This is a genomic window from Citrobacter youngae, assembly GCF_003818115.1.
Taxonomy (GTDB): domain Bacteria; phylum Pseudomonadota; class Gammaproteobacteria; order Enterobacterales; family Enterobacteriaceae; genus Citrobacter; species Citrobacter youngae.
The window spans coordinates 83,239-105,364 of the sequence record NZ_RPOI01000014.1 but is presented as its reverse complement, the minus strand read 5'-3'; the positions used below and the strand labels follow the sequence as shown (position 1 = coordinate 105,364).

23 protein-coding genes and 1 tRNA gene are annotated in these 22,126 nt (G+C 54.6%); 7 read left to right on the top strand and 17 right to left on the bottom strand.

All coding sequences use genetic code 11. The features are described from left to right. Positions 1–2: 2 nt before the first annotated feature. Entirely contained in the window at positions 3–1,814 is a 1,812-nt protein-coding gene (locus tag EHN13_RS11885) for a diol dehydratase reactivase subunit alpha (protein WP_124021437.1), read from the top strand. Between the two features lie 113 nt (positions 1,815–1,927). Continuing rightward, positions 1,928–2,251, top strand: coding sequence for a DUF1889 family protein (locus EHN13_RS11880; RefSeq protein WP_001573898.1), 324 nt, complete (start codon positions 1,928–1,930; stop codon positions 2,249–2,251). Positions 2,252–2,481: 230 nt separating this feature from the next. On the opposite strand, the gene EHN13_RS11875 is transcribed toward EHN13_RS11880, so the two are convergent. Next, positions 2,482–2,557 (bottom strand) — tRNA-Ile (locus tag EHN13_RS11875). A gap of 124 nt (positions 2,558–2,681) precedes the next feature. On the opposite strand from EHN13_RS11875, the gene mug reads away from it, so the two are divergent. Then, entirely contained in the window at positions 2,682–3,188 is a 507-nt protein-coding gene (mug, locus tag EHN13_RS11870) for a G/U mismatch-specific DNA glycosylase (RefSeq protein WP_048213266.1), read from the top strand. A 45-nt stretch (positions 3,189–3,233) separates the two neighbouring features. Here mug and rpoD read toward each other — a convergent pair whose 3' ends face one another. The 3 genes from rpoD to rpsU all read right to left on the bottom strand — a co-directional run bounded on the left by rpoD (position 3,234) and on the right by rpsU (position 7,506). Further along, on the bottom strand, positions 3,234–5,078 hold the full coding sequence (gene rpoD, locus EHN13_RS11865) for an RNA polymerase sigma factor RpoD (RefSeq protein ID WP_124021436.1): 1,845 nt from the start codon (positions 5,076–5,078) through the stop codon (positions 3,234–3,236). Between the two features lie 232 nt (positions 5,079–5,310). Next, a complete protein-coding gene (dnaG, locus tag EHN13_RS11860; protein ID WP_048213264.1) occupies positions 5,311–7,056 on the bottom strand; it encodes a DNA primase in 1,746 nt (581 codons plus the stop codon). A gap of 234 nt (positions 7,057–7,290) precedes the next feature. Beyond that, the gene (rpsU, locus tag EHN13_RS11855) at positions 7,291–7,506 is read right to left on the bottom strand and encodes a 30S ribosomal protein S21 (RefSeq protein WP_001144069.1); all 216 of its coding nucleotides are present in this window, start codon (positions 7,504–7,506) and stop codon (positions 7,291–7,293) included. 236 nt (positions 7,507–7,742) lie between these two features. Between rpsU and tsaD the strand changes: the two genes are divergently transcribed. Further along, positions 7,743–8,756, top strand: a complete 1,014-nt coding sequence (tsaD, locus tag EHN13_RS11850; protein WP_003024694.1) for a tRNA (adenosine(37)-N6)-threonylcarbamoyltransferase complex transferase subunit TsaD — start codon at positions 7,743–7,745, stop codon at positions 8,754–8,756. 37 nt (positions 8,757–8,793) lie between these two features. On the opposite strand, the gene ureG is transcribed toward tsaD, so the two are convergent. The 10 genes from ureG to ttdA all read right to left on the bottom strand — a co-directional run bounded on the left by ureG (position 8,794) and on the right by ttdA (position 16,867). Continuing rightward, positions 8,794–9,411, bottom strand: a complete 618-nt coding sequence (gene ureG / locus EHN13_RS11845) for an urease accessory protein UreG (protein WP_124021435.1) — start codon at positions 9,409–9,411, stop codon at positions 8,794–8,796. A gap of 9 nt (positions 9,412–9,420) precedes the next feature. After that, positions 9,421–10,092: an urease accessory protein UreF gene (locus EHN13_RS11840; protein WP_124021434.1), complete on the bottom strand. Its 672-nt coding sequence runs from the start codon at positions 10,090–10,092 to the stop codon at positions 9,421–9,423. Next, positions 10,092–10,550 (bottom strand): urease accessory protein UreE, encoded by a 459-nt coding sequence (gene ureE / locus EHN13_RS11835; RefSeq protein ID WP_003024684.1) that lies wholly within the window; start codon positions 10,548–10,550, stop codon positions 10,092–10,094. Before ureE ends, EHN13_RS11840 begins: the two co-directional genes overlap by 1 nt. 8 nt (positions 10,551–10,558) lie before the next feature. Beyond that, positions 10,559–12,262 (bottom strand): urease subunit alpha, encoded by a 1,704-nt coding sequence (ureC, locus tag EHN13_RS11830; RefSeq protein ID WP_124021433.1) that lies wholly within the window; start codon positions 12,260–12,262, stop codon positions 10,559–10,561. Beyond that, complete coding sequence (locus EHN13_RS11825; protein WP_124021432.1) at positions 12,255–12,575, bottom strand: urease subunit beta; 321 nt, start codon at positions 12,573–12,575, stop codon at positions 12,255–12,257. Before EHN13_RS11825 ends, ureC begins: the two co-directional genes overlap by 8 nt. A gap of 9 nt (positions 12,576–12,584) precedes the next feature. Further along, entirely contained in the window at positions 12,585–12,887 is a 303-nt protein-coding gene (locus tag EHN13_RS11820; protein ID WP_003024678.1) for an urease subunit gamma, read from the bottom strand. Between the two features lie 10 nt (positions 12,888–12,897). Beyond that, positions 12,898–13,722 carry an urease accessory protein UreD gene (locus EHN13_RS11815; RefSeq protein WP_197724099.1) on the bottom strand — a complete coding sequence of 275 codons (825 nt, stop codon included), beginning with the start codon at positions 13,720–13,722 and terminating at the stop codon, positions 12,898–12,900. Between the two features lie 122 nt (positions 13,723–13,844). Next, positions 13,845–15,308 (bottom strand): anion permease, encoded by a 1,464-nt coding sequence (locus EHN13_RS11810; protein ID WP_124021430.1) that lies wholly within the window; start codon positions 15,306–15,308, stop codon positions 13,845–13,847. A 48-nt stretch (positions 15,309–15,356) separates the two neighbouring features. Further along, positions 15,357–15,962 (bottom strand): L(+)-tartrate dehydratase subunit beta, encoded by a 606-nt coding sequence (gene ttdB, locus EHN13_RS11805; protein WP_101742461.1) that lies wholly within the window; start codon positions 15,960–15,962, stop codon positions 15,357–15,359. After that, positions 15,959–16,867, bottom strand: a complete 909-nt coding sequence (gene ttdA / locus EHN13_RS11800; RefSeq protein WP_116360749.1) for a L(+)-tartrate dehydratase subunit alpha — start codon at positions 16,865–16,867, stop codon at positions 15,959–15,961. Before ttdA ends, ttdB begins: the two co-directional genes overlap by 4 nt. A 212-nt stretch (positions 16,868–17,079) precedes the next feature. Here ttdA and ttdR point away from each other — a divergent pair, with 212 nt between their 5' ends. Further along, positions 17,080–18,021, top strand: a complete 942-nt coding sequence (ttdR, locus tag EHN13_RS11795) for an L-tartrate utilization transcriptional activator TtdR (protein ID WP_124021429.1) — start codon at positions 17,080–17,082, stop codon at positions 18,019–18,021. Positions 18,022–18,052: 31 nt separating this feature from the next. Here ttdR and plsY read toward each other — a convergent pair whose 3' ends face one another. Continuing rightward, complete coding sequence (gene plsY, locus EHN13_RS11790; protein ID WP_003024662.1) at positions 18,053–18,670, bottom strand: glycerol-3-phosphate 1-O-acyltransferase PlsY; 618 nt, start codon at positions 18,668–18,670, stop codon at positions 18,053–18,055. Positions 18,671–18,776: 106 nt separating this feature from the next. Here plsY and folB point away from each other — a divergent pair, with 106 nt between their 5' ends. After that, entirely contained in the window at positions 18,777–19,145 is a 369-nt protein-coding gene (gene folB / locus EHN13_RS11785; protein WP_124021428.1) for a bifunctional dihydroneopterin aldolase/7,8-dihydroneopterin epimerase, read from the top strand. Between the two features lie 90 nt (positions 19,146–19,235). After that, on the top strand, positions 19,236–20,054 hold the full coding sequence (gene bacA / locus EHN13_RS11780; RefSeq protein ID WP_048213256.1) for an undecaprenyl-diphosphate phosphatase: 819 nt from the start codon (positions 19,236–19,238) through the stop codon (positions 20,052–20,054). Between the two features lie 61 nt (positions 20,055–20,115). Here the strand turns inward: bacA and EHN13_RS11775 are convergent, their stop codons facing one another. Both EHN13_RS11775 and EHN13_RS11770 read right to left on the bottom strand, forming a co-directional pair. After that, positions 20,116–21,357, bottom strand: a complete 1,242-nt coding sequence (locus EHN13_RS11775; protein ID WP_124021427.1) for a multifunctional CCA addition/repair protein — start codon at positions 21,355–21,357, stop codon at positions 20,116–20,118. Positions 21,358–21,418: 61 nt separating this feature from the next. Further along, complete coding sequence (locus tag EHN13_RS11770) at positions 21,419–22,039, bottom strand: TIGR04211 family SH3 domain-containing protein (RefSeq protein WP_048213254.1); 621 nt, start codon at positions 22,037–22,039, stop codon at positions 21,419–21,421. Positions 22,040–22,126: the final 87 nt, after the last annotated feature.

The window sequence follows — 22,126 nt, the reverse complement described above, 5'->3', positions numbered from 1 at the left end:
ATATGCCGTTAATCGCAGGGATTGATATCGGCAACGCCACCACGGAAGTGGCGTTGGCGCAGCATGACCGGTTTATCGCCAGCGGGATTGTCGCGACCACGGGCATGAAAGGAACGCGGGACAATATTGCCGGGGTGGTCGCTTCCCTGCAGCAGGCGCTGGAAAAAACGCCATGGTCGCTTAAAGATGTGGCAAAAATCTGTATCAATGAAGCCGCACCGGTGATTGGCGATGTGGCGATGGAAACCATCACGGAAACCATCATTACCGAATCAACGATGATAGGGCATAACCCACAAACGCCCGGCGGCGTTGGCGTGGGAATGGGAACCACCATTGCTGTGCAGAAGCTGGCGGCATTGAGTGAGGATCGATTTGCTCAGGGCTGGATCCCATTGGTGGGTGAGGCAATGGATTTTCTCGAGGCAGTTTGGCTCATTAATGAGGCACTGGATCGCGGAATCAACGTGGTGGCGGCCATCCTGAAAAAAGATGATGGCGTGTTGGTGAATAATCGCCTGCGTCGGCCAATGCCGGTGGTTGATGAAGTCACCCTGCTGGAGAAGGTGCCGGAAGGCGTGCTGGCGGCGGTGGAAGTGGCGGCCCCGGGACAGGTGGTGCGGGTGCTGTCGAATCCTTACGGTATCGCTACCTTCTTTGCCCTGACGCCGGAGGAAACACAAACCATCGTCCCTATTGCCAGAGCGCTGATTGGTAACCGCTCCGCCGTGGTGCTAAAAACCCCGCAGGGCGATGTGCAATCAAGAGTGATCCCGGCGGGTAAGATCTTTATCCGTGGTGAAAAGCGCGGCGGTGAAGCCGACGTAGCGCAAGGTGCGCAGGCCATTATGCAGGCGATGAACGCCTGCGCGCCCGTGCGCGATATTGGTGGGGAAGCTGGTACGCACGCAGGCGGCATGCTGGAGCGAGTGCGAAAGGTGATGGCCTCGCTGACTGGGCATGATATGAACGCGGTGCATATTCAGGATCTGTTGGCGGTTGATACGTTTATTCCGCGCAAGGTGCAGGGCGGCATCGCCGGGGAGTGTTCGATGGAAAATGCTGTCGGCATTGCGGCGATGGTGAAATCCGATCGTTTACAAATGCAGGCTATTGCCAGCGAGTTGAGCGCGCGATTAAACACCTCCGTTGAAGTAGGAGGGGTAGAGGCCAATATGGCCGTGACAGGTGCGTTAACGACGCCTGGATGTGCTGCACCGCTGGCGATCCTCGATTTAGGCGCAGGTTCCACTGATGCAGCCATCATCAATAGCGAAGGGACAGTAAAGGCGGTACATCTGGCCGGTGCGGGTAATATGGTCAGCCTGTTGATTCAGACGGAGCTGGGTCTGAGCGATCCGTTTCTGGCCGAGGAAATAAAAAAATACCCGTTGGCGAAAGTAGAGAGCCTGTTCAGTATTCGTCATGAGAACGGTGCGGTGGAGTTTTTCCGCGAACCGCTCAGCCCATCAGTATTCGCCAAAGTGGTGTATCTGAAAGGTGGCGAGCTGATCCCGGTAGATAACCAGACTTCGCTGGAAAAAATTCGTCTGGTGCGACGTCAGGCCAAAGAGAAGGTTTTTGTGACCAACTGCCTGCGTGCATTGCGCCAGGTGTCTCCCGGCGGATCCATTCGCGATATCTCTTTCGTGGTGCTGGTGGGCGGTTCCTCGTTGGATTTCGAAATCCCACAGATGATTACCGACGCGCTGGCACATTACGGGGTTGTCGCCGGACAGGGCAACATTCGTGGTACCGAAGGGCCGCGTAATGCGGTGGCGACCGGGCTGGTTTTGGCCGGAATGGCGAATTAATCGTGCAGAAAACAGCCGCCGCAAGCGTTTAGCTGCGGGGTAAATCAAATAAAGGCAACGTTCTCTTTGATATCCCGGCGGAGTTGGGTACATAGTATAAATGTGTCTCTCACGTGGTTAATTTTAAGGATAAGAGCATGCCAACAGCAATTGAGAAAGCATTGGATTTTATTGGTGGTATGAACACTTCGGCGTCAGTACCCCATTCAATGGATGAAAGTACCGCTAAGGGAATCCTAAAGTATTTGCATGACTTAGGTGTGCCAGCGAGTCCGGAAGTTGTAATGGCACGGGGTGAGCAGGAGGGATGGAATCCTGAGTTCACGAAAAAAGTAGCCGGATGGGCAGAAAAAGTCGCCTCCGGTAACCGTATCCTTATCAAGAATCCAGAGTATTTTTCGACCTATATGCAGGAGCAGCTCAAAGAACTCGTGTGAGCTGACTATCGAATAAAACGCTAACGGACGTTTCCATCTCTGATGGTAGCGTCCTAATGGCATGCCAGCAATATGGGCTGGCGTATCGCATGATATACCTTATTCCCCGCGTGGCGTGTTCCCAGAGACCATTACACATCCCGAACTACTCAATTATTGGTTTGCCAACAATTGAATATATTTCCCATAACAAAAAGGACCTGCGATTTCTCGCAAGTCCTTGTTTTATTTGGTGGCCCCTGCTGGACTTGAACCAGCGACCAAGCGATTATGAGTCGCCTGCTCTAACCACTGAGCTAAGGGGCCGTGGCGGTGGATTATAAAGTAACTCCGCGTTGCAATCCAGACATAAGCGTACGGATGCTGTTTTTATAAACAATGTATTTTCAGTCCGTTATACTTGTCCCTTGATGTATTGTTCGGAGTAATTATGGTTAAGGACATACTGGCACCGGGGCTGCGGGTAGTATTTTGCGGCATCAATCCGGGGCTCTCTTCTGCGGGTACAGGATTTCCCTTTGCGCATCCCGCGAATCGCTTCTGGAAGGTTATCCATCAGGCGGGATTTACCGATCGCCAGCTTAAACCTGAAGAGGCACAGCATCTGCTGGATTTCCGCTGCGGCGTGACTAAGTTTGTCGACAGACCAACGGTACAAGCCAATGAAGTGAAGCTACAGGAAATGCGTAGCGGCGGTCGTCTGCTTATTGAGAAAATAGAAGAGTATCAGCCAGCCGCGCTCGCAATCCTCGGTAAGCAGGCCTTTGAGCAGGGCCTTAGCCAGCGTGGGGCGCAGTGGGGGAAGCAGACGTTGACCATTGGCGCGACGCAATTATGGGTATTGCCGAATCCCAGCGGGTTAAGCCGGATCACGCTGGATAAACTGGTGGAAGCGTATCGGGAAGTGAACGACGCCCTGCTCAGGCGGGGACTATAAAGAAAAACGCCACCTTGCGGTGGCGTTTATGCTTATGTGGCGAGATTAATCGTCGAGGAAGCTACGCAGTACTTCAGAGCGGCTCGGGTGACGCAGTTTACGCAGCGCCTTCGCTTCGATCTGACGGATACGTTCACGGGTAACGTCGAACTGTTTACCCACTTCTTCCAGCGTGTGGTCAGTGTTCATATCGATACCGAAACGCATACGCAGAACTTTCGCTTCACGAGCGGTCAGGCCAGCCAGAACGTCATGCGTTGCGGCACGCAGGCTCTCGGTGGTCGCGGAGTCCAGCGGTAGCTCGAGGGTGGTATCCTCGATGAAATCACCCAGATGCGAATCTTCATCGTCGCCGATCGGCGTTTCCATGGAGATAGGCTCTTTCGCGATCTTCAACACTTTACGGATCTTATCTTCCGGCATCAGCATGCGTTCAGCCAGTTCTTCCGGCGTCGGCTCGCGGCCCATCTCTTGCAGCATCTGACGGGAGATACGGTTGAGCTTGTTAATGGTCTCAATCATATGCACCGGGATACGGATGGTACGCGCCTGATCCGCGATCGAACGGGTGATCGCCTGACGGATCCACCAGGTTGCGTAGGTGGAGAACTTGTAACCACGACGGTATTCAAACTTATCAACCGCTTTCATCAGACCGATGTTACCTTCCTGAATCAGATCCAGGAACTGCAGGCCACGGTTGGTGTATTTTTTAGCGATAGAGATAACCAGACGTAAGTTCGCTTCAACCATCTCTTTTTTCGCACGGCGGGCTTTCGCTTCACCGATGGACATGCGACGGTTGATATCTTTAACCTGCTCGATGGTCAGGCCGGTTTCTTCTTCAATCTGCTGCAGTTTCTGCAGGCCGCGGTGAACGTCATCTGCCACATCGTGCAGTTTTTCAGACCACGGCTTGTTCATCGCGATTGCCGCGTTGAACCAGGTTTCGCTGGTTTCGTTGCCAGTAAACAGGGTGATGAAGTTTTTCTTCGGCATTTTGCACTGCTCAACGCAGAGCTTCATGATCAGACGTTCCTGAGTACGCACGCGGTCCATCATGACGCGCATGCTGTTTACCAGGTAGTCGAACTGCTTCGGTACCAGGCGGAACTGTTTGAACACTTCGGACAGCTTCTGAATTTCTTCCTGCGCGGCTGCATGGCTGCGGCCTTTCGCTTTGATAGTGTCGCGGGTGATTTCGTACTGAGTACGCAGTTCACCGAATTTTTCACGCGCTAATTCAGGGTCGATGCTGTTGTCGTCATCGCTGCTGTCGTCGTCTTCTTCTTCATCTTCGTCTTCATCGTCGTCCATCTCTTCCTGAGAGAGTTCAGAACCGACGTGCGTCGCCGTTGGCGCCATGTCTTCTTCCGCGTTCGGATCGACAAAGCCGGTGATCAGATCGGAAAGACGTGCTTCTTCAGCTTCAACGCGATCGTACTGCTCAAGCAGGTAGGTGATAGCTTCCGGGTATTCGGCAACGGAGCATTGAACCTGGTTAATCCCGTCTTCGATGCGTTTAGCGATGTCGATTTCGCCTTCACGGGTTAACAGTTCAACGGTACCCATTTCACGCATGTACATGCGGACCGGGTCAGTTGTACGACCGATTTCGGACTCAACGCTGGACAGAACCTGGGCAGCCGCTTCTTCCGCGTCTTCATCGGTGCTGTTGGAGGTTTCAGCAAGCAGCAGATCATCGGCATCAGGTGCTTCTTCCATCACCTGAATACCCATGTCATTGATCATTTGGATGATGTCTTTGATTTGATCTGAATCGACGATATCTTCCGGCAGATGGTCATTGACCTCGGCATAGGTCAGATAGCCTTGCTCCTTACCACGTTGGACAAGAAGCTTCAGCTGTGACTGCGGGTTTTGCTCCATAAGACGGTATCCACACTTAATTCGTTTGATTGGTGTTGGGCGGTAAAACCGCCAACGGCAAAACGAGGGCATACTTATATTTTGCCGCTGCCTCTCCGTGCGGCTGTCGGGGGCTTCCCGATCGATATTCGGCAGTTAAGCCGTTAAATACTTCATCTTTCACGTTGTCTCTGCGTTAGCTGCGTTCGTTTACTTGCTGCCTTGATACAACGCGAATGATTTTGTCTTTCTCTTATTTCCTGGCCAGTTCCTGGTTCAGCGTCCAGAGTTCCCGGCGTTCTTCGCTGCTTAAACCGTGTGTGCGCTCACGAGCTATCAACTCTTCCTGGCGCAGTTCAAGCATCGAATCAAACATATGGTTGAGTGAGTCGGTGAAGGTTTTTTCTGCGATATCTTTATCTGCTATATCGTCCCACATCGACAGTTTTTCAAGGGTCGCAGCATCATTTGTGCCACGATAGTGCTCTAAAAGTTGTCCGGTGGTCAGACCTGGCTGAGCCAGACAAGTGTTGACCAGTTCTCTGAATAAGCCAAGTCCAGGCAGCTTATTGCTATCCAGTGCGCCTAACGGTGGAACCAGCGGGGCGAGCTCCGGGTTTTGCACCAGTAACCCTATAAGTATACGCATGGTCGTACGTTTTAGCTGTGGAACCGGGCGGGAAGCCCCATTTTCTGCCAGTTTTGGCATTAAACGTTCAAGCTGGCTGTCATCCAGAATGCCGAGCTTGTTTCCCAACTCCTGTCGCAGGTAAATGCGCAACGTTTCGCCTGGTACCTGAGTAATCAGCGGTAATGCCAGCGTGCTGAGCTGTGCGCGTCCGTCTGGGGTACTCAAATCCACCTGCGGCAACAGGCTGTTAAATAAAAACGCAGAGAGCGGCAGCGCCTGCTCCATCCGGGCTTCAAAGGCCTCTTTCCCTTCTTTACGCACCAGCGTATCGGGATCTTCGCCGTCAGGTAAAAACATAAAGCGTAGCTGGCGTCCGTCTGTCATATAGGGCAGTGCGGTTTCCAGCGCGCGCCATGCTGCGTCGCGCCCGGCGCGGTCGCCGTCGTAACAGCAAATTACGTTGTTCGTCGCGCGGAACAACAGCTGAATGTGATCGGCGGTGGTGGATGTCCCAAGGGATGCCACGGCGTAGTTAATGCCGTATTGCGCCAGCGCCACCACATCCATATAGCCTTCTACCACTAACAGGCGCTGCGGATCGGCGTTATCCTGCTGGGCTTCATAAAGGCCATACAGCTGGCGACCTTTATGGAAAATATCGGTTTCCGGGGAGTTCAGATACTTCGGCAGGGCATCGCCCAGCACGCGTCCACCAAAACCAATGACCCGACCACGTTTGTCGCGGATGGGGAACATCACCCGTTCGCGAAAGCGATCGTAACTGCGTCCCTGATCGTTGGTAACCAACATCCCCGCATCGACCAGCGATTTGCGATTCTCAGCATTACCGCCAAACCGTTTCAGGACGTTGTCCCAGCCGGGGGGCGCAAAACCAATAGCAAAACGGGTGATAACGTCGCTACTTAATCCTCGCTTTTCCAGGTACTGGCGCGCAGGGGTAGCGGCGGGCTGCATCAAAGACTGTTGATAAAAAGTGTTCAGGCCGTCCATCAATTGATAAAGGCTTTGCCGTTGATGGCGCTCTATCTGACTGGGGCCACTGCCTGCTTCATAGGGCACTTCAAGGTTGTGCATTGCGGCCAGTTCTTCGACGGTTTCCACAAACTCGAGCTTGTCGTAGTTCATGAGAAAGTCGACGGCGTTGCCGTGCGCGCCACACCCAAAGCAGTGATAAAACTGTTTTTCACCGTTTACGGTGAAAGAGGGGGTTTTTTCGTTATGGAACGGACAGCACGCGTGATAATTTTTGCCCTGCTTTTTCAGCTTTACCCGCGCGTCGATGAGATCGACGATGTCGGTTCTTGCCAGCAGGTCATTGATAAATACGCGTGGAATTCGTCCAGCCATATGCCCCTTTTATACACTTCATCCTTCAGCCTGCCTCTGTGTTGGCTGCGCTCGCTCACCCCTGTCACTTACTTATGTAAGCTCCGGGGCTTCACTCACTTGCCGCCTTGATGCATACTGAATGATTTTGTGTATATGCCAATGCATAAACGAAAATAAGCCGCGCATTCCTTCCGGAAGCACGGCCTTACAACTACAACTCAGTCTGAATTGAGAGCTTTGGCTCTCAATAGATTAGTACAGACGAGTGCGGCGTGCGTTTTCGCGAGCCAGTTTCTTCGCGTGACGTTTCACAGCAGAAGCTTTAGCGCGCTTACGTTCGGTAGTCGGTTTTTCATAGAACTCACGACGACGAACTTCCGCCAGAACACCTGCTTTTTCGCATGAACGCTTGAAGCGACGCAGTGCTACGTCGAACGGCTCGTTTTCACGTACTTTAATTACCGGCATGTAACTCTCACCTTTAATAAATTCGGTTTGCCGCTGGCATCAACGCCAGCTTATTTCAAAATGGTGCGGAATTTTACTGCAATTGCTGCTGCTTTGTAAAGCACCGACGCGATTTTGAAAGGGACTTTTATAAGGACAAGGAGTATACACGAGCGGAACTCCTGGGGCGAACAAAGTTTTACATCAACCCGCATTGGTCCTACACTGCGCGGTAATAGAGCGAGGTAAAACAAGTCATGCGTGTACTGGGTATTGAAACATCCTGCGATGAAACCGGCATCGCCATTTACGACGATGAAAAAGGTCTTTTAGCCAACCAATTGTATAGTCAGGTGAAATTACACGCTGACTACGGCGGCGTAGTGCCAGAACTGGCCTCGCGCGATCACGTACGTAAAACCGTACCGCTGATCCAGGCCGCGCTGAAAGAGGCGGGACTGACGGCAAAAGAGATTGATGCGGTAGCGTATACCGCAGGTCCTGGTTTGGTTGGCGCGCTGCTGGTTGGCGCAACCGTAGGACGTTCGCTGGCGTTCGCCTGGGGCGTACCAGCAATTCCTGTGCACCATATGGAAGGGCATCTGCTGGCGCCGATGCTGGAAGATAATCCCCCTGCGTTCCCGTTCGTCGCGCTGCTGGTTTCTGGTGGTCACACGCAGCTTATCAGCGTCACCGGTATCGGTCAGTATGAATTACTCGGCGAATCGATTGATGATGCTGCTGGCGAAGCGTTCGACAAAACCGCCAAGCTGCTGGGGCTGGATTACCCTGGAGGTCCAATGCTGTCAAAGCTTGCCTCGCAAGGCGTTGAAAAACGCTTTGTCTTCCCGCGCCCGATGACCGACCGTCCGGGGCTGGATTTCAGCTTCTCCGGGCTGAAAACCTTTGCCGCGAATACCATTCGTAATAACGAAAATGACGATCAGACGCGCGCAGATATCGCCCGAGCCTTTGAAGATGCGGTAGTTGATACGCTGATGATCAAGTGCAAACGCGCGCTGGATCAAACCGGTTTTAAACGTCTGGTGATGGCGGGGGGCGTGAGCGCGAACCGTACGCTGCGCGCAAAATTGGCCGAGATGATGCAAAAACGTCGTGGCGAAGTATTTTACGCGCGTCCGGAATTTTGTACCGACAACGGGGCGATGATCGCCTACGCGGGCATGGTGCGTTTTAAAGCAGGCGCAACGGCGGATCTTGGCGTAACCGTGCGCCCACGCTGGCCGCTGGCGGAATTACCGGCGGCGTGATTTTTTGCCCGGTGGCGCAATGTTACCGGGCAAGACGCTACATCCGCAGCATTCCCTTCTCTTCCAGAAACGCGATAATTTTTTCCAGACCCTCTCCGGATTTTAAATTACTGAACGTCCACGGACGCTCGCCGCGCATACGTAGGGTATCGCGTTCCATCACCTCCAGCGAGGCGCCGACGTAAGGGGCCAGATCGGTTTTATTGATAACCAGAAAATCGGATTTAGTGATCCCCGGGCCTCCCTTACGCGGGATCTTCTCGCCTTCGGCAACGTCGATCACATAGATTGTCAGATCCGCTAATTCCGGACTGAAGGTGGCGCTCAGGTTATCGCCGCCGCTTTCCACAAAAATCAGATCCAGATTGCCGAATTTCTCGCTCAGCGCCTCTACGGCAGCCAGATTCATCGACGCATCTTCGCGGATGGCGGTATGCGGGCAGCCGCCGGTTTCCACACCGACGATCCTGTCTGGCTCCAGTGCGCCCGCCTCGGTGAGAATGCGCTGATCTTCTTTGGTGTAGATATCGTTGGTGACTACCGCCAGTTGATAGCTGCTGCGCATAGATTTGCATAACGCTTCCAGCAGCGCCGTTTTGCCGGAACCGACCGGGCCGCCAACGCCTACGCGCAGGGGATGCTTGCTGTTACTCATTTTTTCTCCTCAGGAGCGGAATAATCGGGAATATTGGGTTTCATGCCGGGCAGACGCGATAGCGGCCAACGGCGTAGCGGAGCCGAGACTGGCGTCAGGCGTCGCCAGCGCCTGTGCCAGACCCTGCGCATAGCGATCGCAGAGCGCAATAATCAAACGCTGGGCCGCCTGTTGTCCAAAAGGAACCAGCTTGACGCCAGCCATCACAGCGCTCTCAATCCAGCTGTAGCCGAGGCTTAACGCCAGCTCGGTCAGGGGAATTCTCCACCGCACGGCCAGCCAGGCCATGCCGCAAAGCTGGCTGTCGGCGAAGAGAGTGCGCCACTCTCGCGAGCAATCCGCCTCCCAGTCGGTGACCAGCCGCGTAAACGCCGCGCCCCGACTGCGTTCTTCATCCCGCAGTTCGCGGGTTTCCCGGCAGGCCAACAGGTAAGCGCTCCAGCGGCGTGCGGCATCGAGATCGTCCTGCTCGCAGGCGCGATACAGTCTCGCCAGCAGCGGTAGGTCGACGGTAAAAAAGTTTTGCTCCATCTGTTGAATTTGCCAGTAAGAGAAGTCATCGACGCTTTTCACCCAGCCAATCTCCACCGCCCACTCCAGACCCTGGGACCAGGTAAACGACCCCACCGGGAGTGCGCTGCTGGCAAGCTGCATCAGACGCAGCTGTTGGGTGTTATGCATCAGTGCGCATGGCCGTGATGATGCCCGTGTGATTCACTGGCATAAGCGCCTGCTTCCGGTTCAAACGGTAGTTGAGCGAACGTCACCTCGAGGTTGAACTGACGCAGCATGGCGTCCAGCACATGATCGTGGTGGTAACGCAGTTCATCCGGCAGAATTTGCAACGGAACGTGGCGATTGCCGAGGTGATAACAGGCTTTGGCGAGCAGGAAAGGATCGGCGCAGCGCACCACGGAAACCGACTCCGGCGCGGCGATCACTTCGATCACCTCGCTGCCATCGTCGGTGGTCAGCAGGTCGCCACCGCGTAACAGCAAACCGCGCGGTAGCATCAGCCCGGCTTCGCGACCGTCGTTCAGCGCCACTCTGGCACGACTTTTTACCCGCATATCAATGGGTAGCGTGACGCTTGCGGTGACGCGGTGAGCGTGGTCAAGGCGTTGGGTCAGGTAGATCATCGTCACTCCTAAAACAGAAAATAGCGTTGTGCCATCGGCAAAACGTTTGCCGGTTCGCTGGTAATCAGTTCGCCATCAATACGCACCTCGTAGGTCTGAGCATCGACGGTGATATTGGGTTGCAGGTCGTTGTGGATCATGTTGGCCTTTTTCACTGTTCTGCAGCCTTTAACGACGGCGATGGCGCTTTGCAGGTTGAGCTGCTGCGCGATGTTTTGCGCATCAGCGGCCTGCGAAATAAAGGTCAGCCGGGTGTGATGCCGCGCTGCGCCAAGTGCGCCGAACATCATGCGGTAATGCACCGGCTGTGGGGTGGGAATCGAGGCATTGATGTCGCCCATCGGCGCACAGACGATCATCCCGCCTTTAACGATCGTCGCCGGTTTTACGCCAAAGAATGCCGGTGACCACAGCACCAGATCGGCCAGTTTGCCAGGCTCAACGGAGCCGACTTCATGGGCGATACCGTGGGTTAGCGCCGGATTGATGGTGTATTTGGCGACGTAGCGTTTAATGCGCAGGTTGTCGTTGTCACCGGTTTCTTCTGCCAACGGGCCACGCTGAACCTTCATGCGGTGCGCCACCTGCCAGGTGCGCAGGATCACTTCGCCCACGCGCCCCATTGCCTGTGAATCGGACGAGGTCAGGGAAAAGGCGCCAATGTCATGCAGCACATCTTCGGCAGCGATCGTTTCCCGGCGAATGCGTGATTCGGCAAAAGCCACGTCTTCGGCGATATCCGGATCGAGATGGTGGCAAACCATCAGCATGTCGAGATGCTCGTCGATGGTGTTGATGGTATAGGGCAGCGTCGGGTTCGTAGAGGAGGGCAGGATATTCGGATGCGCGCAGGCGGTGATGATATCCGGTGCATGACCGCCGCCCGCGCCTTCGGTGTGAAAAGTATGAATGGTGCGATCGCCAATCGCCGCCAGCGTATCTTCCACGAAACCGGACTCATTGAGCGTGTCGCTGTGCAGCGCGACCTGGATGTCCATCTCGTCGGCCACGGTCAGTGCGCAGTCGATGGCGGCAGGCGTGGCGCCCCAGTCTTCATGGATTTTCAGGCCAATGGCGCCCGCGGTGATTTGCTCGCGCAGGGCGTCAGGATTTGAGCCGTTACCTTTGCCCAGTAAACCGATGTTAACCGGTAACGTGTCTGCCGCCTGCAGCATGCGAGCGATGTACCACGGACCCGGCGTACAGGTGGTGGCGTGAGTGCCCGCGGCCGGACCGGTGCCGCCGCCGATCATCGTTGTCACACCGGAAACCAGCGCCTCTTGCGCCTGCTGTGGGCAGATCCAGTGAATATGCGTATCCACGCCGCCTGCGGTGACGATCTTGCCTTCCCCGGCGATGACTTCAGTTCCCACGCCTATCGGGATCGTAACGTTGGGCTGAATATCGGGATTACCTGCCTTGCCGATGGCGAAGATCCTGCCGGCTTTGATACCGATATCCGCTTTCACGATCCCCCAGTGATCGACGATCAGCGCGTTGGTTATTACCAGATCCACACATGCATCGGTGCGCATTTGCCCCTGGCCCATGCCGTCGCGGATCACTTTGCCGCCGCCGAATTTGACCTCTTCGCCGTAGGTGGTGAAGTCTTTTTCCACTTCGATCCACAGGTCGGTATCCGCCAGGCGCACTTTATCGCCGGTGGTTGGGCCAAACATGTCGGCGTACGCCTGCCGGGAAATGTCACTCATTATCTGCCTCCAGCGCGCCCATCACTTCGCTGCGAAAACCCACGATCCTTTGTGCGCCAGCAACGCGCACCAGTTCGACTTCGCGTTTTTGTCCGGGCTCAAAACGCACCGCTGTGCCCGCAGCAATGTTCAGACGAAAGCCGCGTGCGGCCAGCCTGTCAAAGTGCAGCGCCGGGTTCACTTCGAAAAAGTGATAGTGCGATCCCACCTGGATGGGCCTGTCGCCATGATTTTCCACCACGATCGTGCAGATCTCCCGCCCCTGATTAAGCGCGATATTGCCTTTTGCGATCTGATATTCACCTGGGATCATTGCCGCTCCTTAGACGATCGGATTGTGGACAGTGACCAGCTTCGATCCGTCCGGAAAGGTGGCTTCAACCTGAATATCCGGGATCATTTCCGGTACGCCTTCCATCACCTGATCGCGGCGCAGCACGTGACGCCCGTCCTCCATCAGCGCGGCCACAGTTTGCCCGTCGCGCGCCCCTTCCATGATGAAAGCGCTAATCAGCGCCACCGATTCCGGGTAGTTCAGCTTCAGCCCGCGGGCCAGACGACGTTCCGCCACCAGTGCGGCGGTAAACAGCAACAACTTATCTTTTTCTCTGGGGGTCAGTTCCATAAGGGTTCTCTTAGGTTTGCCAGATTCGCGGGAGTACGGGCACTTTGTGTGTCAGTAGCGGGCGCAAAAACTGCCAGATGTCACGCATAACGCGTTGAACAACCAGGTTGTCGTTAGCAAGAAAACGGATTGTCAGCAGCGAGTCGTTAAGTGTTGCCCCGGCGTAATCGCCAAGCGCCATAAGCCGCTCCCGCGTGCCCTCCAGCATGTGTTCGTTGGCCGGATAACACAGCAACGTGCCGACCCAGGGATGATGCGCGACGCCGCTCAGATTCCCCTCCTGCAATATCAAGCGTTCTATCAGCAGCGGCTGCCCATCTCGCCACACTTCCAGGCGATTTTGCAGCATGCCGTGGCTGAAAGTTTCCTGCATAACCGGTCGGCCAAGACACAGCAGATCCCAGGCCAGCAAGCGGCTCTCTGATGCGATGTGAAATACAGACTGAATAACAGCATTGGCACCGGGAAAGAGGATTGTATCCTGCGGCAGCCACTCCAGCGTGGCGTGCGAGGCGAGGGTAAAGTGCTGGCGCAGCAACGCTTGTGGCCCTCGGCTGCGATAAAACTTGCCCGCGCCGGGCTGGGTGATTAACGCATGGCTGTTTTCGTCGAGCGTGACGGCAATATGAAGCTCGTCCCCGCCAACGATCCCCGCAGGTGGATGCAGCAAATAGAGGTGACAGACCTCCTCTTCCGGGTAAAACGGACGCTGAACCGTCAATGGACCATGATGACGCGCCGAGGCGAGCACCGTTTTGTGCCCGGTGCGGGTAAAATGCAGATCCAGTTCGGCCTGCCAGCCCCGTGTGAGTGTCTCGTGCGCAACCGTGTCCAGAGCGTTTCCCTTATCAGCATGAGGGTGTTTGCATACAAAAAAGTATGCCTCAGCGCATCGGGAAAAGGGTCATATGAGAAGCTTATGGAAAAAGGGGCGACAATACGCCGCCCCAATGGGGTTTACAGTAAAACGAGGGGCATCCAGAGCAGACCGGTGATCACCAGCAGCACGAGGAAAATCAGGCCAAAAATAGCGCCGAGCCGCCAGTAATCCACCGTCGGCAAATAGCCGCTGCCGTAGTAGATAGGGCTGGGACCGGTGGCGTATGGGGTCAGAATGCTGCCCAGACCAATGGCGGCGCCGACCATCAGGCAGAAGACCGGTAATGGGATTTCCGGCATTGCCAGCGCGGCGGCAATCATCATTGGCGCGAGGGCAGAGGTATAGGCCGTGGCGCTGGCAAAGAAGTAACGCAGCAGATAGAACACCACGATCAGCGCTACCATCACCATCACCGGCGAATAGCCACTCAGCCCGTTTGCCAGCAGCTTGCCGAACCAGGTAATAAAACCGGTGTTATTGAGCCCGGTGGCCAGCGTGATCAGCGAGGCCAGCCAGAAAAAGACGTTCCATGCGGCTTTATTGCTGACGATGTCATCCCAGCTAATGATGCGTAGTACCAGCATCAACGCCACCACGCTGTATCCGACCATTGCGGCGTCAATGTAGTCGCCACCGAAGATCCACAGCACTAACGCGCCGACCATCAGCACCAGCATCTTTTTCTCGCGAGCGCAGAGCGGTCCCATCGCTTTTAGCTCTGTATCCGCCCAACGTGGAACCTGATCGCCGGATTTCAGCACCGGTGGATACAGCACGTACGCCAGCCACGGCACGATCAGCACCAGTAAAATGCTCAGCGGCAGCATGCCTAAGAACCAGTCGCCCCAGCTCAGCGCCGTGTGGGACGCGCCTTTCATCAGGCCGATCAACAGCAGGTTCGGTGCCATCGCCGTTAAGAAAATAGCGCTGGTAACGCAGTCAGCGACAATGCCCATCCACATGATGTACGAGCCAATGGAGCGTGAACTGGCGCTATTGGGCTGCGAGTTATACAGCGGCGGCAGGTTGCGGATAATCGGGTAGATTATTCCGGCTCCGCGCGCGGAGTTGGAAGGCGTGACGGGAGCGAGGATAAGTTCGGAGAACATCACCGCATAGCCGAGAAATAACGTCCGGTGCCCCATCTTTTTCACCAGCATCAGCGCGATTCGCCGACCAAGGCCGGTTTTCTCATAGCCGGTACCAAACATAAAGGCCGCGAAGATCAGCCAGATAACCGAGTTTGAAAAGCCCGATACCGCCCAGGACAGCGATTTGGCGGTAAATTTAAAACCGTCCTGCGCGAGTTGCTCCGGGCTGAACAGCAGCCACGGCGAAAGGACGGCGATGATCGAAATGCCAATCATCGCCACCACCGCGCCCGGTACAGGTTCCAGAATAAGCCCGACAATCACACCGGTAAAGACGGCAAAATAGAGCCAGGTGTGACTCTCAAGACCGGTGGGGACGGGCAGAACAGCAATAATGGCGATGACCACCAGCGGAGCCAGGTATCGCCACCAACCAGCTAAAGGTGCCATTGTTGTATCCCTGCGAAGAGGGAGAGGCGTTACGCCCCTCCGGGAGGGTTATTTGATGTAGTGCACGTGCTCGCAGATTTCTTCGACGATAGGATCGCGACGTTCAGCGAACAGCTTTTTGTTTTCGGCAATCAGGTTATTACCGTGGGTATCGATGGAAACGATCAGCGGGCCGAACTCTTTTACCCGGCATACCCACAGAGATTCCGGCATGCCGAGTTCGGTCCAGTGTACCTCTTCAATTTCTTCAACCTGAGTTGCCGCCACGACCGCACAGCCAGCCGGGAAGATGACGTGCAGCGCTTTGAACTGTTTACAGCCTTCTTCCGTCAGCGGTCCCATGCCGCCTTTGCCGACCACCAGCTTGACGCCCGTCTGCTCGATAAAGTCTTTCTCAAACGCTTCCATACGCATGCTGGTAGTTGGGCCGACGGAGACCATCTCCCATTTTTCACCGTTCTTACGGACGATCGGGCCCGCATGGAAAATGGCTTTGCCGTTCAGGTCATAAGGAATCGGGCGCTTCAGTTCGATCAGGCGGCGGTGGCAAACGTCACGGCAGGTCACCAGCGTGCCGCTCAGGTAAATGACATCGCCAACGCGAATGTCAGCCAGATCTTCGGCTTTGATCGGGGTTGTGAGGATCTTTTTCATAACGCGCTCCGGGTGTGAGACAGGTTTTCGAAGGAGAGGTCGGCATGAACCAACAGCGTGCCGCGACGATGCGCCCAGCAGCCGGTAGAGACGGCAACGCCGATAGTTGACGGGTGGCGCGCGGCGGATTCGATATGTACGCCCATCACTGAGCTATTCCCGGTCAACCCTTGCGGCCCAATGCCCAGACGGTTAAGCCCTTCTTCCAGGCGCAGTTCCAGTTCGGCCGCTTTTGGGTTTGGATGGCGTGATCCGATTGGGCGCAGCACCGCTTTACGAGAAAGCACGGCAGCGGTTTCTACAGAGGTGGCAATACCCACGCCCACCAGTACCGGCGGACAGGCGTTGACTGCCAGCGTGGAGATATTTTCGAAGACAAATTTCACCACGCCTTCATAGCCTTCAGAAGGCATTAACACTTTCGAGCGCCCCGGCAGCGTACAGCCGCCGCCTGCCATGTAGACTTCGATTTCCGCGTCATCGTTATCAGGGATGATGTCCCAGGTGACCCACGGCACACCGGTGCCGGTATTTTTTCCGGTATTCACTTCGTCAAAAATCTCAACCGCGTTATGGCGCAGCGGCGCTTTTACCGTGGCGTCTTCAACGGCCTGTTTCAGAATGCTTTGCAGTTCGCCGAGGTGTGGAAAACGGGAACCGACCTTCACAAAAAACATGATTTCACCGGTGTCCTGACAGGCCGGACGATTCAGGTCGATAGCTTTCTGCATGTTGTCAAACATGGTGTGGTAGATGATTTTACCCATCTTTGATGTTTCGCCTTCACGCAGCTGTTTTAATTTATCCACAACATCGTCAGGCATGCGGGTAGAAATCATGGCGGTAAAGTCGGCGACAATGTTCGTCAGCGTAGTTATCGCATGTTGGTTATTTTGATTGCTCATCTTATTAACTCCAGTTCTTTTATTTGTCTGGAAATAAATTCTCCGTCACAAACTACCACTAAAAATGTGGTTTTATATTATTTGGCACTGTGAATATCTAATTAACAGTTCGTGAATGATGTCCAGATAAGGCAATAAAAATTGCGCCAGGGCAGGGTTTAATACGTATGGGAGAATTACACTGCGGTTAATCACATTACGGATTACCGATCATGCTGAACACGTATCCCCTGGCGAAAGACCTGCAGGTGCTGGTTGAAATTGTGCATAGCGGCAGTTTCAGCGCCGCCGCTGCGACGCTGGGGCAGACGCCAGCGTTTGTGACGAAACGCATTCAGATCCTTGAGTCTACGTTGGGGACGACGCTGCTAAGCCGCTCTGCGCGTGGCGTAGCGCTCACGGAGAGTGGTCAACGTTGCTATGAACATGCGCAGGCGATCCTCGCAGGTTATCAGCATCTGGTCGATGACGTTACGCAACTCAAAACGCGTCCGGCAGGGATGATTCGTATCGGCTGTAGCTTTGGTTTTGGGCGCAGTTATATTGCACCAGCAATTACCGAATTGATGCACAGCTATCCTGAATTACAGGTACATTTTGAACTTTACGATCGGCAAATTGATTTGGCGCAGGATAATATCGATTTGGATATTCGTATCAATGATGAAATTCCTGATTATTATATTGCTCATTTGTTAACGAAAAATAAAAGGATATTATGCGCAGCGCCGGAGTATTTACAAAAATACTGTGAGCCGACGACGTTACAGGAATTAATTCGGCATGATTGTCTGGTCACCAAAGAACGGGATATGACTCACGGGGTGTGGGAACTGGATAACGGCCAGGAGAAAAAGTCGGTTAAGGTGGCGGGACATCTTTCCTCTAACAGCGGTGAGATTGTGCTGCAGTGGGCGCTGCAGGGAAAAGGGATCATGCTGCGTTCTGAATGGGACGTACAACCGTTTCTGGCTAGCGGTGAACTGGTGCGGGTGCTACCGGACTATGCGCAAAGCGCCAATATCTGGGCGGTTTATCAGGAGCCGTTGTATCGCAGCGTGAAGCTTCGCGTGTGCGTGGAGTTTCTGGCGACGTGGTGTCAGAACCGATTAGGCAAACCGGTGGAGGGGTATCACATCCCCGAGGCCGGATAAGACGCCGACGCGTCGCTATCCGACAATAAAATCACTCGGGGTCTTTTTCGCGTTTTTTCTTTAGCTTGGTCCAGATCTTCGGCTCCTGACGACGCCACAGACGCTGAATGTTGTCATGGTGACGAAGCAGAATTAAGCACGACAACATGGACACCGGGAAAGTGAACTGGGGATTGAACCACCAGACGTAAAAAGGGGCGATCAGCGCACTGACGATAGCGCCTAACGACGAATAGCCGCTTAACAGGACGGTTAGTAGCCAGGTTCCGGCCATCACGCCGGTTAAGTCCCAGCCAATCGGCGCAATTGCGCCAAAGGCGGTGGCAACGCCTTTTCCACCTTTAAAGCCGAAAAATACCGGCCAAATGTGTCCCAGACAGGCGGCGATTGCGATCAATCCCAGCCAGAAGGGGCTGACGCCTAGCGCATAGGCACCCCAGACGGGTAACATACCTTTCAGGACGTCGAAAATCAGTACCGCGACGGCGGCTCCCTTGCCACCGATGCGCAGCACGTTTGTCGCGCCCGGATTCCCAGAGCCGCTGTCGCGCGGGTCCGGCAATCCAGCAAGGCGGCATACCAGAATAGCACTGGAAATTGAGCCACAGAGGTACGCGAAGATAATCATTCCAGGCGCGATTGCACTCATAAGCTGTTCCGTTTTGAAAATGTCGTGTAAAACGCTACTTCTGTGGATAATACGCATATTTCGCCGGAAGTGGTATCCGGGTTAGCCAAAAAGCAGGCAGGTCGTGATGGATATTGTATTTATAGAGCAACTTTCTGTAATCACCACTATTGGTGTTTACGACTGGGAACAAACGATCGAACAACGGTTGGTGTTCGATATCGAAATGGCATGGGATAACCGCAAATCAGCTAAAAGCGATGATGTGGCTGATTGCCTGAGCTATGCTGATATTGCTCAAACGGTTGTTAATCATGTGGAAGGTGGGCGTTTTGCGCTGGTAGAACGTGTGGCGGAAGAGGTGGCGGATTTGCTACTTAACCGCTTTAATTCTCCGTGGGTGCGCATCAAGCTGAGCAAACTTGGTGCGGTGGCCCGTGCGGCAAACGTCGGGGTCGTCATTGAGCGTGGCAATAATCTGAAAGAAAATAATTAATTTAATAATTTCTAAATCAAACGGGTATAAAAGAGTCCTGACGTCGGCTCTTTTTTGCCGTGCTTTTTCTCTTTCGTTAGGGGTTTATTGATGAGTGATATGCACTCGCTGCTGGTGGCGGCAATTTTGGGTGTGGTCGAAGGGCTGACGGAGTTCCTACCCGTTTCCAGTACCGGCCATATGATAATTGTTGGCCACTTGTTAGGTTTTGAGGGCGATACCGCAAAAACGTTTGAAGTCGTGATCCAACTGGGTTCCATTCTGGCGGTAGTGGTGATGTTCTGGCGACGTCTGTTTGGTTTAATTGGCATTCACTTTGGCAAGGCCCCGCATGAAGGTACTGGTAAAGGTCGGCTGACGCTGGGGCATATCCTGTTGGGGATGATTCCAGCCGTTGTCCTTGGGCTGGTCTTCCACGACACCATCAAGTCACTGTTTAATCCGATCAACGTGATGTATGCGCTGGTGGTGGGGGGCGTGCTGCTGATTGTCGCAGAGTGCCTGAAACCGAAAGAGCCGCGCGCGCCGGGTCTGGATGATATGACATATCGCCAGGCGTTTATGATTGGCTGTTTTCAGTGTCTCGCGCTGTGGCCGGGTTTTTCTCGTTCCGGTGCGACGATTTCTGGCGGTATGCTGATGGGGGTGAGCCGTTACGCGGCCTCTGAATTCTCTTTCCTGCTGGCGGTGCCGATGATGATGGGCGCGACGGCGCTGGATCTCTACAAGAGCTGGTCGTTCCTTAGCGCATCAGATATCCCAATGTTTGCCGTCGGCTTTGTGACCGCGTTTATTGTGGCGCTGGTGGCGATCAAAACCTTTCTGCAGCTGATTAAGCGTATCTCGTTCATTCCGTTTGCGATTTACCGCTTTGTTGTGGCGGCTGCCGTTTACGTCGTGTTCTTCTGATGACTTACCGTGGTGCCGGATGGCGGCGTTTCGCCTTATCCGGCCTACGGGTGATATCCGTTCAGGCGGTGGGTTTAGGACACCGCTTCTCCTTCCAGTTGGCCACCGCCGCGATGCGACGTCGGGTCAGTTCTTCACGAATTGCCTGACCTTTGAATCCCGCTTCCACGACATCTTTCGTGGGTACCGCCTGCGCAACCTGCCAGGCTTCGCGCAACAGCCTGCCTTGCGGGTAATCCGCCGCTTCAAAACCGGTTCGCCCACGCACGTCGGCCTCACTGGTCAGGGCGATTTGCTCCACGCGCTGCGGTTTGCGCCACGCATCGATGGAATCAAACAGCTTAACGATGGTTTTCGGTTGCAGGATCGGGAAGGTATGAATCAGGTCGTGGAACTCGGCTACCAGTTTGGCTAAGTCGCGGATGTCATTCGGCACGCGCAGGCGCTGACACAGTTGCTCGACCAGCTTAACGCCCGCCGGACCGTGGCCGTGGTGGCGCGGCCATAGCGCTTTAGGCGTTAATGCTTTACCGAGATCGTGACACAGCGTGGCGAAACGTACGTCGACCTCCGGACTTAACATGGCTGCCATCGACAGCGTCATCAGCGTGTGAATACCGGTATCAATTTCCGGATGCCACTGCGCGGGCGCGGGAACGCCGAACAGAGCATCTACTTCCGGGAACAGCACGCGCAGGGCATCGCAATCGCGCAGGACCTGAAAAAATACCTGTGGGTTGCGGGTGGTTAAGGCGCTTTCTGTCTCTTTCCACACGCGTTCTGGCGTCAGGTGTTCCAGCTCTCCAGCGGCGGCCATGTTGCGCATCAGCGTCATGGTTTCATCAGCAACACGAAAGCCAAGGTGCGCATAGCGAGCAGCAAAGCGCGCCACGCGCAGAACGCGCAGTGGATCCTCGCTAAAAGCCGGGGAAACATGACGCAGCAGGCGGTTTTCCAGATCGTCGCGTCCGTTATACGGGTCGATAATCTCCCCGTTGTCATCGCGGGCCATTGCGTTGATGGTCAGGTCGCGCCGCTGAAGATCGGCTTCCAGCGTCACATCTGGCGCGGCATAACAGGTGAATCCGGTGTAACCTGAGCCCGATTTTCGTTCGGTGCGCGCCAGCGCATACTCTTCCCGGGAGTGTGGGTGGAGAAACACGGGGAAATCGCGGCCTACCTGCTGATAGCCCGCGTCAAGCATCTCCTGCGGCGTGGCACCGACAACGACCCAATCTTTATCTTTAATCGGTAGCCCTAATAACGCATCCCGAACAGCACCACCGACCAGATAAATCTTCACGCCACTTTCCTTTTGAAAAAAACATCCCTTAATCATATGTCAGTGTGGCGGAGAAGGCGATTCAGTTCATCCAGCGATCTTTGCGTTTACGGCTTGGGATCATGTGCGGCAGAACCAGACCGAGCAGCAGACCAAGACCCAGCACGCCGCCGCCATACATAAACCATTGCATGATGATAGTACGCTGTTTGTCATCAAGCTGAAGGTTGGCTGCGCTTACCTTCTTTTGCGCCACGATAAGCTCGTTCTTCAGCTTCTGGTTTTCTTCCTTCAACCCGTCGATCACGCTGTCGCTTTGCGATACTTTTTGCTGCATATCGGCGGTACGCTGATTCCATGTGGTATCGATATTATTGAGCTTATCGGTCAGTGTTTTAACCTGGTTTTCCAGATCGGGTACACGGGTACGCAGGCTTGGCGTACTGTTCAGCTCTTTCAGTGGGATCCAGGCGGTACGTCCGGTGCTGTCTTTCACCTGGGCGTAGTTGGTGTTGGCATCGGTCTGTAATAGCGTGACTTCCTCGCCGGCGTTAACCGTACCCACGAGGCGATAATTATCTCCCGGACCGCTGCGGACCCAGGTGTTCAGTTCGTCAGAGACATAGCGCTTCTCTTCGGCATGAGAGACTGCAGTGGCGCTAAGTGCGAGTAAAGTTAATCCAATCAGGCGTAATTTTGGCATCAGGCTGTCGTTATTGTCATAGAAAGTGGAACGATAGTAGTGGCATCAGTGTCTCTACGCAAAGCATTCGACATCAATCGGAATCAT

Excerpts from the sequence above, each read along its gene's own strand:
- EHN13_RS11885 (WP_124021437.1), top strand. The coding sequence starts at position 3 with ATGCCGTTAATCGCAGGGATTGATATCGGCAACGCCACCACGGAAGTG.
- mug (WP_048213266.1), top strand. The coding sequence starts at position 2,682 with ATGGTTAAGGACATACTGGCACCGGGGCTGCGGGTAGTATTTTGCGGC.
- rpoD (WP_124021436.1), bottom strand. The coding sequence starts at position 5,078 with ATGGAGCAAAACCCGCAGTCACAGCTGAAGCTTCTTGTCCAACGTGGT.
- dnaG (WP_048213264.1), bottom strand. The coding sequence starts at position 7,056 with ATGGCTGGACGAATTCCACGCGTATTTATCAATGACCTGCTGGCAAGA.
- rpsU (WP_001144069.1), bottom strand. The coding sequence starts at position 7,506 with ATGCCGGTAATTAAAGTACGTGAAAACGAGCCGTTCGACGTAGCACTG.
- tsaD (WP_003024694.1), top strand. The coding sequence starts at position 7,743 with ATGCGTGTACTGGGTATTGAAACATCCTGCGATGAAACCGGCATCGCC.
- ureG (WP_124021435.1), bottom strand. The coding sequence starts at position 9,411 with ATGAGTAACAGCAAGCATCCCCTGCGCGTAGGCGTTGGCGGCCCGGTC.
- EHN13_RS11840 (WP_124021434.1), bottom strand. The coding sequence starts at position 10,092 with ATGCATAACACCCAACAGCTGCGTCTGATGCAGCTTGCCAGCAGCGCA.
- ureE (WP_003024684.1), bottom strand. The coding sequence starts at position 10,550 with ATGATCTACCTGACCCAACGCCTTGACCACGCTCACCGCGTCACCGCA.
- ureC (WP_124021433.1), bottom strand. The coding sequence starts at position 12,262 with ATGAGTGACATTTCCCGGCAGGCGTACGCCGACATGTTTGGCCCAACC.
- EHN13_RS11825 (WP_124021432.1), bottom strand. The coding sequence starts at position 12,575 with ATGATCCCAGGTGAATATCAGATCGCAAAAGGCAATATCGCGCTTAAT.
- EHN13_RS11820 (WP_003024678.1), bottom strand. The coding sequence starts at position 12,887 with ATGGAACTGACCCCCAGAGAAAAAGATAAGTTGTTGCTGTTTACCGCC.
- EHN13_RS11810 (WP_124021430.1), bottom strand. The coding sequence starts at position 15,308 with ATGGCACCTTTAGCTGGTTGGTGGCGATACCTGGCTCCGCTGGTGGTC.
- ttdB (WP_101742461.1), bottom strand. The coding sequence starts at position 15,962 with ATGAAAAAGATCCTCACAACCCCGATCAAAGCCGAAGATCTGGCTGAC.
- ttdA (WP_116360749.1), bottom strand. The coding sequence starts at position 16,867 with ATGAGCAATCAAAATAACCAACATGCGATAACTACGCTGACGAACATT.
- ttdR (WP_124021429.1), top strand. The coding sequence starts at position 17,080 with ATGCTGAACACGTATCCCCTGGCGAAAGACCTGCAGGTGCTGGTTGAA.
- plsY (WP_003024662.1), bottom strand. The coding sequence starts at position 18,670 with ATGAGTGCAATCGCGCCTGGAATGATTATCTTCGCGTACCTCTGTGGC.
- folB (WP_124021428.1), top strand. The coding sequence starts at position 18,777 with ATGGATATTGTATTTATAGAGCAACTTTCTGTAATCACCACTATTGGT.
- bacA (WP_048213256.1), top strand. The coding sequence starts at position 19,236 with ATGAGTGATATGCACTCGCTGCTGGTGGCGGCAATTTTGGGTGTGGTC.
- EHN13_RS11770 (WP_048213254.1), bottom strand. The coding sequence starts at position 22,039 with ATGCCAAAATTACGCCTGATTGGATTAACTTTACTCGCACTTAGCGCC.